Genomic DNA, 11,566 nt, shown 5'->3' with positions numbered 1-11,566 from the left:
CAGAGCCTCTTGAGTAGAGGGACTGCTATAGCGTGGAAACTTTAGTATTCCTTTTCTCAGTGGCAAAGTCAAGCCATATACCGAATAAAGCGAAATTTTCTCGATAAAAATTTATTGAGAATAGGTACTCTTGCGCCTCAAATGTGCGTTCCAAATGGACTGCAGGGGAATCTGTTGCTCAAGAAAAGGAATTTATATGACGAATCGAAAAAGACTGCATAACCGATATAGCTTTCATACGCCCGCTCGACGTGTCGTTACACCGAGCGGTAGCATCGTGCGGGGAAAATTCCCATCATCGAAGAATAACAGGATGGTGCGATATGAGGGCCTTATTGAAGCTGATGCGGTCATTAGCTTTGAATTGAATCCTGCGATTATCCACTATCGTGAACAGCCTTACAAAGTCAAATATCCACGCAACGGAAAGCTTAGAACCTACACGCCTGATTTCGAGCTGCTTCTCTCAAACGGTGAAACTTTGCTGGTAGAAATTAAGCACTCAGAATTTATGCGGAGGCTCGAAAATAAAACTAAGTATCAAGCGATAGCCGATTGGCTTCAGATTAAACGGACGCAATACACAATAATCACAGAGCAAGAGCTTCGAATTGAACCGCGATTAGGCAATTTGCGATACATATATCGTCAGTTAAGCAGGAAACAAAACCCGAGAACACGTCTCCAGATAATCATCTCTTCCCTCAATGAGTATGAACAATCAACAGTGGGTCGATTAAACATTGCAGTTGCGAAATATCAACTGACCGCGTTTGATTTCCTCGCTGCTGGATTAATTAGTTGCTCTCTGGATGAACCAATTTCCAACTCTACCGCATTGATACGACTTGAGGAGAACGATAATGGCTGGTTTTACATTTGCAAGAAATACGGCTTTTAATTGGAATGAGCGTCCTCATCGTATTGAACAGATTAATCCAGACGGTTCTTTTGTTCTTCATTGTTTAGAGGACGGCAGTATATCGAGTGCTGAGAAAAATAAACTATTTGACGCATACCTAAATTCGGAACTTGAATTTACGATCTCGCCAAAGGACGAAGACGCAAATACATTTTGTCGTCCTTTTGAAGAAATCGGTGAAAGTAAGACTATGGAGATGCGGCGTCGAATGGCTTATATCAATGGTCTACGCGAATTAGGGGGTAGGGAGAATACTGTAGGTGAGATTGAGCAAATGATACAAGCGATTTCGATATCGATTAATGATAGTAATCCTCCATCCTACGTTACGCTCACTCGGTGGCAGACCCGAAACCATTTTGCAGGGGGAGATGTTCGCTCGCTTGTTCCTCGGACTGATAACCGAGGCCCTAAATGTAGATACCAGAATATACAAATAATACGACTATTCGAAGAGTCAATTATCGAAGCGTTCAAAAAAAGTCCGAAATCTACGATAAAAGATGTACGAGTAAATCTGTCGAGAAAGCTAAAGGTAGAAAACGAATTTCGTCCGAAAGAGCTCCAACTAATATTACCCTCTAGGGCCACCTGCTACCGAATGCTGGATGACATAGATCGATTCGAAGTTGCTGTTTTGCGGGATGGTAGGCGGCTAGCGTCACGGAAGTACAAGCTAGTTGGAAAAGGCGTTCAGACTACAAGGATACTTGAACGCTACGAGATTGATCATACTCCCATGGACGTTTTTGTCGTGGATGAAAAAACGTTTCTCCCGCTAGGACGCCCTCTACTAACGATAATTCTTGATCATAATTCAAGAATGCCGGTCGGGTACTACATTAGTTTTAGCGCTCCTTCAGCTGCTGTAGTTCAGGCGGCATTGAAGCACGCAATTCTTCCGAAAACACTCATAAAGGTACCTGGACTTCAGACTCAAAATGAATGGATGTGCTGGGGTATACCAGAGCAGATAGTGGTCGATAATGGACTTGAATTTCATGGTAGCGCCATGGAGTACTTGGCTTTCAACTTGTATATCCAACTTATGTTCTGCCCAAAGCATGAACCTCAGTTCAAAGGAGCGGTCGAGCGCTATATTAAAACGATTAATTATCAATGCGCGCATCTACTGCCTGGCATGGCATTTGCAAAATACTACGAGCGGAAAGACTATGACCCACTGAAGCATGCCGTCTTTACTCTAAATGAACTAAAGGCGATTGTTGAAAAATGGATGCTCGATGACTATGCACAATCTATCCATGGTGGCTTAGGAGTGTCACCTTATTCGAAATGGAAAAAAGGCCTGGAAACGGTTACGCCCAATCTACCGAAGGACATTGATCAGCTCTCACCGGTATTTGGTATTCCTATAATTCGTAGCCTTAGAAAAGATGGAATCTTGGTCAATAGAATTCGTTACTCGGATAGTGCCCTACAGCCTATTCTCTCAAAGTATGGCCCTGGAGTGAGAGTAACGGCAGTCTATGATCCATATGATCTTGGTCAAATTCGAGTCTTTGAGCCAAATAATAATGAACGATATGTCCGCGTGAATGCGGTTAATTTCGAGTACGCAAATGGGCTTACATCAAATCAGAACGAAGTCATTCAGAAAAAGCTGAGAGACGACGGGAAAGATTCGAGCGACTCGAATGCAATTATGAAAGAGCGAATTGCGCTGCAAGAGTTTATTGAGGGCTGTATGCAAAACCGAAAACATTCGGTTCGTCGTAAAGCTGCTCGGATAAAGTCACCGGTAATAGTAGGTCAACATGACAATACTGCGGAAAAGAAAGCTCGCTCCGTTCCCAGCAGAGATAGGAGTAAAAAGTACGATCGACCATTGTCGAGAAGTGAGGGCTCGCAGATGAATACTTTTAAATTCGTGAGGAATGAAAAATGAACAAAGCGCAATTGCATCAAGCCATCTACGATCTTGAGACCCAGTATGTAAATTACGATGGCTTTCGTACTGTAACTGAAAAAATGAACGATGTGTTGTCTCTCTATCGCGCTACTGGATACGTCAAAAATCTCTGCATTGTGGGAGAATCTGGTACTGGAAAAACTAGCGCGGCGGAGCTACTTAAGCAAAGTAATCCAGACGCTGAATTACCTGAATTATCAGTTCGGACGATAGTTTATGTCGAAGTGCCATCAGTTGGGACAGTTAGTGCACTCGCGTATCAAATATTGGCTGCACTTGGCGATCCATATCCATCAAAAGGGCTGATTCCGGAACGAACTCGTCGAATCCAAATCCTTCTGAAAGCGTGTAAAACAGAGATGATCCTGCTCGACGAGGCGCAGCACGTCTACGACCGAGGTCAACGTAAGTCCCATTATGCAACATCAGATTGGCTAAAAGGATTGTTGGACGCAATCGGCATACCCCTGATACTTCTAGGTATTTCGAGGCTCGAGATGCTATTGGACGTGAACGAGCAACTGCGTCGTCGGTTTGAATCTCCAATAAATCTAACCAATCGAGCGTATTCCGAAATCGAATCAGAAACATATGAAATTGTGAAATTGCTTGCACCGTCAATGATTATTCCGCTGTCGGCGGATGATCTACGGGGCAACGATGCTGCAGCCAGATTCTATTTTGCCACCGATGGCCGAGTTGCGTATATAAAAAAATTACTCATTGCTGCCATGGAAGTGGCCTTCGAGTCAGGAGAGAGTGTGGTTTACATATCAACGATTGAGCGAGCTTTCTCTGAAAAAATTTGGAGTGCGGGGGTTGATAAACTCAATCCATTCAGTCCAGATTTTGCGTTCAGACGGTTGGATAACGTCGGGGAGCCCTTTTGTCAGGATAGAGTGATATGAACCTTACTCCGTTTTCTCGATACGCTGTTCGACCGCATTCGCTCCCGGGCGAAAGTATTATCGGCTATATCTACAGATATATGTCGGCAAATGGTCATGTATTACGAGAAAACGGATATTACCAGACAGCAAAAAAGATGCTTATGGCGAGAAGCATTAATCAATTCGAAAAGTGTATTGATATTCTTAGCCAAGCTATCGATGATGAGTATCTTATTGACTCTATTTTTTGGAGGGACTACAAGTGCCTGAACTTTGGAGTTTCAGAGAAATTGATGAATTTCAGGGCGCATACTGTTTGGTATTGCCCACATTGCTTGTGCGAGAATGAATATCATCTCTCCTGTTGGCAGGTCTTTGGCATACATTCGTGCCCTTATCATGGAGTTTTGCTATCAAGTGCCTGTCCCGAATGTGGAAAAACACTTGCTTGGATTTCCCTTTTGCCAAATTGGAGTTGCAGTTGCGGATGCAGGCTAACAGATCGTACAACCAATGTACGTAACGTGCATTGGAAAATCCAAAAGAGGGATCCGATTCAATATCTTTCCCCGCATTTAAGACCTTCTGCAAAATATGTAGATAATTTCTATACGTTCAAGCTAGATCAAACGGAAGTAATAAAGCTGGTGGTCGCAAAAGACTTGGCCGAAAATAAGCAACTTGATGAAAGTAAACACACTTCAAAAGCTGGCACTCGGCTTGTTTTTCAGTTTATTCGGTATCTCCATTTCTGGCAGCGAAAAGGTTTTGGGTATCAAAGAACCCAAAAGATAGATCTAACCTTCTTAACGCTTTGCCATAAAAATCCAGGATATATGGGGGAACAAATAGGTCGTAACCAGAGCGCCACATTCCGTATCTACCGACGTGGCCATTTTTCCATCCATTTTCTAGAGTCAATTCCTGAATCAGCGTGTACTGCATTTGTTGAGTATTGTGCTGTTTGGTGGAACAGAAATTGTCACAAATTAAGATATCTAAAAGCGTCAGAGGCACAAAGTCGGGATCATTTACCAATACCAGCTGTAGCAATAATTTCAGGGCATAAGGAGGAGCAGGTTTTTGAATTACTGGAAAATTTGTTGATTGTTGCGATTCTGGGCTATGACATCGATGATCTTGATCTGTGTAAATCGCATTGGATTATCCCCGATGCTATAAGTCTTCCCTCAAATAATAGCCCTCTTAATGAGTTAATCGACTATTTCATGAGGTGCACGGCAGAACGACTAGAGAAATGGAATCAGTACTTGAAAGAGGATTTGAAGCGGCTGGAATCTAAATTTGAATTCACTTATCTCGGGTTTCTCAATTGAACTCTAGGAATTTTTTAATTCGACCGTCTCCTCAAATGCATGAATTGAGGGATGGCTATGCTCATAGGTTACTGAGAGTGAATGGATTTTCGGACACTCGAGGATTTTTTTATGCTTCGGATTCATACGGATTACTTAAGGAGCATATGCCAGCTGATTGGGATAAGAATGTAAATTTATTTGATAGGTCCAAGTATTCCTCGGAGAAGTTGTCTGGGCTAGCACAACAAAGAGTATTTACCCCTCATATACGGTGGTGTTGGGATTGTTTAGAAGAAAGTCAACACTGGCGGGGTGAGTGGATACTTCGCACATCCGTTATCTGTGTTCTCCACAAATGTCGACTTGAAGATCGCTGTATCAATTGCGTATCTACTGCAGTTGTATCAGCCCATCCGGAGAAGTGTCATTGCTGTGGAACGGCACGTCGAAGTGCCTGCACGCAAAAAATTGCTGAAAACTTATTGCGATTTCAGAGATTGCTGTATAACTGGCGAGAGACAGCACCGGAACAGAAGCTGTTGTTCGGTCTGGATTTCTACCAGGCTGCAAAGTTGATTTTTTACCTGGGGCAATTTGACCTTGGCGTTGTGCCGGCAAAGATGCGATTTCGTGTAGAGGATCGTACGGTTGAAAACGATTATCTCATCCTTAAACGGGCAGTAAAAGCGATATCAAATTGGCCTCGCGGATTTACACAACTAGTTCGATCCATTCAACCTGAAAGTACTACTAATAGTCTCAAAAAGGATTTTAGATCCTTCTATTTTGTGCTTTATCGATCCTTGAAGGAACCCTGCTATCAGTTCGTTAGAGATGTCTTTGAGAAATACATTAATGACTGTTGGGCTGGCGTAATAAGTGCTAGAAATACCTCATTCTCTAAGAGTGCTCGCCAATCCCATCCGCGTCAGACGTTAGCTGTAGTTGCAAAAGCAGCAGGTATAGAAAACGCTGCAGTTTCTCATTTGGCTAAAGCAAACTTAGTGCCGCATAATGTAGTAAATTTCCCTACCGGACGGAGATCGTTATCCGTTGACAAAAACGTTCTGAGCTCGCTTGAGTCTAGTCAAAAGGACCGTCTTACATTAAATGAAGCAGCGTTATTACTGAAAATTCCAAGGCGTCGTTTGCGTATTTTGTTGGATAACGGAGTGGTGAAGGCACGGTTGTCTCCAGTAATTCATCGAACAGCGTCTTGGCATATTTCTAAGCGTGAAGTCTGCATGTTATTGATTACTCCCACTCTACGATCAACCTCCAAAAGCGTATCGTTAAATCATATTTTTAGGTATAGCCGACTAACGGATCACGAGTTTGTGGGGCTGGTAAACTCGCTGATAGATGGTGCGTTAGGCTCGGTGGGAATCAATAGACGAATCAAGCTGGGTGAAGTAGTGCTGGAGAAGCAAGGCTTTCAGACCTGGTTGCATAAATTCCGAAATATTAACACCGGCACGGTATCGATTGATGAAGCAGCTAGAAAATTAGGTATCAAGCAACAAGTTGCTTATGAGCTCGTTCGATCTGGATTGTTAGAAACAGTAAGTTGCAAAGCTGATAGTCGAAGGGTCGCTCTTGAGACGCTAAATGAATTTCAATCTGAGTATGTAGCTCTTGCTGAGCTAGCGAGAGTAAATAAATGCTCACCTCGCGCTATGAAGAGGTTTTTGAGCTGCTCTCCAGTCACAGGGCCGGAAGTAGATGACAATCGGCAGTATTTCTACAGAAGAAGCGACTTAGTAAACTTTGATGCACTCTAGAGTGGGGGAGTTTGCTCCTAATATCGTAAAAGGGGAAAATGCTAACACTCAGAATTTGACACTATCTATAAATAGCCTGCCAGTGCCCCCAGCAGCGTATCACCACTTTTGCGGTCTAACCATCTTGCCTCCATTCCAAAAGCTATGGGCCCTTCCAGGTCGCAACGCTTACTGTCCCCGATGAAAAGCACTTCACTGGGTTGACACGAGAGTTGATCACATACTTGGCTGTAAATGGCGGGCTCGGGCTTGGCAGCGCCGACCTCGAAACTTAGGATATGAGCATCCACAAGGGGAAGTAGTTGCCTCACTACGGGCCCATATGCAGCCGCTAAATTCGAGCAGACAGCCATTCGCTTGCCGTGCGTCCGTAATTTATCAAGTGTTTGCTGGACTTCCGGGAAGAGCTGAAGCCCAGCGAGCTCCTCATTGAGTTCGGCTTGAATGATGGGCAGCATATGGGACAATCCAAGTTCTGATGCAAAATCTGCTAGGCCAGCATTTCGCGTCAAAAACTGACGGCGTTCAGCCGCTCGATTATGTTCGCCTTGAGTTAAGTGTCGGTACGGATTGATAGGGTGTCCACCATATTTGATTAATGTACCAAATGCATCAAAGCAAACAGCTGAGATATGTTTCATGTTCGTCTACCATTGTGGAATATGACGGCAAATTTTAGTAAATGATTAGATGATACGCTTGCAGTGACGCTGTCAGTTAAAGTCAGTAATTCCACTTCTCAGACTCTCATGCTTTGCGTTTGATCACAAGGAGAACTGGATTTGAAAAACTTTACGTTTAATTGTTTTGTTAAACAAGGTATATATTTCACAAAATCGTCATAACCAATTTCTACCATGTAGCTTTCACACCACTCCCATAGAGTTGGAGGTTGGATGTCGAATCACGCTGATAATTCTATTAAACAGCCGAGCGACTGCCCGATGCGGGTAGCCCAATACGTGCGCATGTCCACCGAGCATCAGAGGTATTCGACAGAAAATCAATCGGCAGCTATTTCTGAATATGCAGCGCTGCATAACATGAGAATAGTTAAAACCTATGAAGACTCTGGGAAAAGCGGCCTAAATCTAAAGGGTCGAAACGGACTACAGGCATTACTACGTGATGTGGAACTGCCGTCCCCGGGATTTCAGGCCGTTCTCGTCTATGACATCAGCCGTTGGGGGAGATTTCCTGATCCGGACGAGGCTGCAGCATACGTACACGCGTGCAAAAGCCGAGGTATTCAGATCATATACTGCGCTGAGCCTTTCAATAATGACGGCTCTCTTCCCTCGACCGTTTTCATTGGTATAAAACGCAGTATGGCGGCTGAATATAGCCGCGAATTGTCTGTTAAGGTATTTAATGGCGCTTGCAATATCATTCGTCATGGATATCGTCAAGGTGGTGCTCCTGGCTTCGGACTGCGCAGACAATTGGTCGACGAAAATCACAACGCTAAAGGGCTCTTATCGCGGGGAGAAAATAAAAGCATTCAAACTGATCGTGTGATCCTAATACCTGGTCCAGAGCGGGAAATTGCCACTATTCACCGTATTTATAGACTTTTTCTTGAAGAAGGTATGCCTGAGCGCGTCATAGCATCAGTGCTTAACCGAGAAGGGATCTTAAACGACATAGGCACGCCTTGGACTAGGGGCACTATCCACCAAATTCTAACAAATGAAAAATATATCGGAAACAACGTTTACAACCGTTCTTCCTTCAAATTAAAGATTCAACATGTTCGTAATGCCCCAGAAGATTGGGTACGGAGGGATGGCGCTTTTGAAGCAATTGTTCCTATTTCTCTATTTTTGCAAGTACAAGCGGTTATTGCGGCAAGATCGCGGCATATAGATGATGCTCAAATGTTGAGCATGTTAAAGCTAACCTTGGCGAGACATGGAGCGCTTTCAGGGATGCTTATTGACGAAGAGGATGAGGTGCCTTCCAGCTCTGCATATAAGAGCCGTTTTGGAAGCTTGCTTAGAGCATATAGTCTCATTGGTTACAAGCCTAAGCGTGATTATGCCTATTTGGAAATTAATAGGGCTTTACGTCGGCGGCATCCAGAGTTGGTCGAAGAAATGACTTCTGAGATAGCGAAAACAGGAGGCAGGGTTGTGCGTAGTGCGGAGACGGACTTGCTTACGATAAACGGCGAATTCACGGCCTCGTTGGTAATCGCACGCTGTAAACCGACAAAAACAGGCAAATATCGCTGGTGTATCCGCTTCGATGCAAGTCTTGAACCCGATATTACTGTAGTTGCCCGAATGGAAGAATCCAATAGATACATTCATGACTACTATGTCTTTCCGGCGATTGATTTTAGTCCCAAGACATTACCACTTTTGGAGGATAACGGATTCACGCTTGACGCTTACCGTACAGATTCTCTGGACGGCTTTTATCATTTGGCAGGACGTGTACCTTTGAAGGAGGTTGCATGACTAAATCACATCAATCGGTAGAAATGATCCCCATTGATCAGATTTTTATTGCCAATCCACGATTGCGGAATCAGAAAATACATAAAACTATTACAGACAGCATTGAACAGATCGGGCTAAAGCGGCCTATCACCGTTAGACGAGTGTCGTCAGATAATGGGGACTTACCCTACGCTCTAGTTTGTGGTCAAGGTAGGCTTGAGTCGTGTAAAGAACTCGGACAGATCGAAATCGCGGCTCTCGTCCTAGATGTCGATGAAGAAACGGCTCATCTAATGAGTATCGTCGAGAACGTTGCACGACGTAATCCTAGGGCATCCGAGACCATGGAGCAAGTACGAGTGCTCAAGCAAAGAGGATATACCGACGCTGATATTGGGACCAAATTGGGTTGTACGGCTTCATGGGTGAATAATGTCGCAAATCTACTTGAAAGAGGGGAAAAACGGCTTTTGGCTGCTGCTGAGGCTGGGCACATCCCCTTGCATTTAGCTGTCAGTATTTCTCGGGTCGACGACAGTGAGGCTCAGCAATTATTGCTTGAAGCCTACGAGAACGGAGATCTGAAAGGGCGCAAAGTGACAATCGTACGAAAAATTTTGGAGCAGCGGTCCCGTAGTGGGAAACAGGGTACTAATATTTTCTCCAGAGCGCAGAAAAACAAACCAATGACATCCGAAGATCTGATGAAAATTTATAAACGTGACGTAGAAATGCACAAGAGAATTCAGAAAAAATCGGAGTTCACACAGCAATCGTTGCTATTGGTGCGGCAGATTTTTAAAGAATTGTTCGCAAATAAAGAGTTTCGCAGCTTGTTGAGAAAAGAAAAGCTGACCAGCGTTCCGCAACCGTTAGCTGATCTGTTACCTCAAGGCGGGCTAAACAAATGACATCGCCGCCGCCAAAATCGATCCGCCTCGGATTTGAGCGGGACTGTATAGAAATCCCATTGGATAAGTTACGCTATACAGTGGAATTACCAACAGGCATTAAAGAATCAATCACATACCGGCAGATACGCAGTTCTGTGCAGGTTATCGGCCTCGTTGAGCCAATTGTGGTGGTACTGAACTCGAGTCAAAGAAATACTTTCCTGATATTAGACGGTCGTATGCGGGTTGAAGCGCTTCGAGATTTAGGGGCGCAACAAGCGCTGTGTTTAATTTCCACGGATGACGAAGGTTACACGTACAACAAACGGGTCAATCGTTTATCGGTCGTGCAAGCCCACCGTATGATCGTTCGTGCAGCCGAGCGTGGCGTTTCGGTCAAACAGCTGGCGGAAGCTTTGAATGTGTCGACTGATGCGATTCGTCAGAAATTTCGTCTGTTGGATGGGATTTGTGATGAGGTCGTAACGCTGCTCGCCGAAAAGCCGGCTACATACGGAATGTTTCATGTACTGAAGCAAATGAGGCCCTTTCGACAGATCGACGTGGCGCAGTCTATGGTGAATCTCAATAACTATTCCCTTAAGCTTGCCAACGCCATGCTACAGAATACGCCCATTGAGCAATTAACGGAAAGAGCCGCCGCCAAAAATCAATCAACAGTTCCTAGCGAGGCAATTCGAAGACTTGAGCGTGAATTGGCCTCAATGCAATCGGACACGCGCCTGCTGGAAGAAGGATATGGACCGGCCAGCCTTGAATTGGAAATAAATAAATCCTACATTGAGGAGTCACTATTGGAAAATGCTGCTGTGGTTCGCTGGTTAGCGAAAACGCATCCTGATTATTTGCAGCAACTTCAACGTATCGCCAATATCAAAGAGCTTCCAACGCAGTGAGTCTGTCGTAAGGTCGGAACAGGTCGACGATAAAAAGACCGATTTTTTTGCAGAGTCATTATGTTTATAATAGGATTTAACAAATAACACTAGTCCACACAGAGAAGCTGCCATGCTTTATTTAGTCCTATTTCTATCCACCTTTGGTGCCATTATTGCGGTTGCCATGATGGGATTTAATTGGCTCGATAAAAGGCAACGTGTAGACTCTGAAACGGTAAAGCCATTGGTGTTACCAAGTCAGTCTAAATTTGCAAAATATTTTAAATGATAGATTAATACCGTCATCATTAAACATCTAATGAAAATCTGAGTATATTTGGTAAGTGGTCGGCAAACTCACCTAGAAAGAGCTTATGAAGTCAATCGGGAGTAAGCGTCCGGTAAACCCATCTTGAATATCAGCGACAGATCGTAGAGGATTGAATCTCCATCAGGTTCTTGGTGGAGTAATTCATCCCAGTAGG

At 44.1% G+C, this 11,566-nt stretch carries 9 protein-coding genes and 1 pseudogene; 9 read left to right on the top strand and 1 reads right to left on the bottom strand.

The window, feature by feature from the left end:
- The first annotated feature begins 196 nt into the window (after positions 1–196).
- The 6 genes and pseudogenes from EV681_RS11290 (at position 197) to EV681_RS11270 (ending at position 6,845) form a co-directional block, all read left to right on the top strand.
- Complete coding sequence (locus EV681_RS11290) at positions 197–901, top strand: TnsA endonuclease N-terminal domain-containing protein (RefSeq protein WP_165393037.1); 705 nt, start codon at positions 197–199, stop codon at positions 899–901.
- Positions 864–2,831 (top strand): Mu transposase C-terminal domain-containing protein, encoded by a 1,968-nt coding sequence (locus tag EV681_RS11285; RefSeq protein WP_130304084.1) that lies wholly within the window; start codon positions 864–866, stop codon positions 2,829–2,831. Before EV681_RS11290 ends, EV681_RS11285 begins: the two co-directional genes overlap by 38 nt.
- Complete coding sequence (locus EV681_RS11280; RefSeq protein ID WP_130304083.1) at positions 2,828–3,763, top strand: TniB family NTP-binding protein; 936 nt, start codon at positions 2,828–2,830, stop codon at positions 3,761–3,763. Before EV681_RS11285 ends, EV681_RS11280 begins: the two co-directional genes overlap by 4 nt.
- On the top strand, positions 3,760–5,082 hold the full coding sequence (locus EV681_RS11275) for a TniQ family protein (protein ID WP_130304082.1): 1,323 nt from the start codon (positions 3,760–3,762) through the stop codon (positions 5,080–5,082). Before EV681_RS11280 ends, EV681_RS11275 begins: the two co-directional genes overlap by 4 nt.
- Positions 5,079–5,417: pseudogene (locus tag EV681_RS22905) on the top strand (TniQ family protein); the annotation flags it as partial. The gene EV681_RS11275 and the pseudogene EV681_RS22905, both read left to right, overlap by 4 nt.
- 186 nt (positions 5,418–5,603) lie before the next feature.
- A complete protein-coding gene (locus EV681_RS11270) occupies positions 5,604–6,845 on the top strand; it encodes a MerR family transcriptional regulator (RefSeq protein WP_242612230.1) in 1,242 nt (413 codons plus the stop codon).
- Positions 6,846–6,910: 65 nt separating this feature from the next.
- Here the strand turns inward: EV681_RS11270 and EV681_RS11265 are convergent, their stop codons facing one another.
- Positions 6,911–7,486 (bottom strand): HAD family hydrolase, encoded by a 576-nt coding sequence (locus tag EV681_RS11265; protein ID WP_130304080.1) that lies wholly within the window; start codon positions 7,484–7,486, stop codon positions 6,911–6,913.
- Positions 7,487–7,741: 255 nt separating this feature from the next.
- Here EV681_RS11265 and EV681_RS11260 point away from each other — a divergent pair, with 255 nt between their 5' ends.
- The 3 genes from EV681_RS11260 to EV681_RS11250 are packed head-to-tail and all read left to right on the top strand — an operon-like array spanning position 7,742 to position 11,099.
- Positions 7,742–9,307 (top strand): recombinase family protein, encoded by a 1,566-nt coding sequence (locus EV681_RS11260; RefSeq protein ID WP_242612229.1) that lies wholly within the window; start codon positions 7,742–7,744, stop codon positions 9,305–9,307.
- Complete coding sequence (locus tag EV681_RS11255) at positions 9,304–10,200, top strand: plasmid partitioning protein RepB C-terminal domain-containing protein (protein WP_130304079.1); 897 nt, start codon at positions 9,304–9,306, stop codon at positions 10,198–10,200. Before EV681_RS11260 ends, EV681_RS11255 begins: the two co-directional genes overlap by 4 nt.
- Complete coding sequence (locus EV681_RS11250) at positions 10,197–11,099, top strand: plasmid partitioning protein RepB C-terminal domain-containing protein (RefSeq protein WP_130304078.1); 903 nt, start codon at positions 10,197–10,199, stop codon at positions 11,097–11,099. Before EV681_RS11255 ends, EV681_RS11250 begins: the two co-directional genes overlap by 4 nt.
- Positions 11,100–11,566: the final 467 nt, after the last annotated feature.

It is taken from the genome of Advenella incenata (assembly GCF_004217095.1).
In the GTDB taxonomy this organism is placed as follows: Bacteria; Pseudomonadota; Gammaproteobacteria; order Burkholderiales; family Burkholderiaceae_B; genus Advenella; species Advenella incenata.
This window is presented reverse-complemented; position numbering and strand designations above follow the sequence as displayed.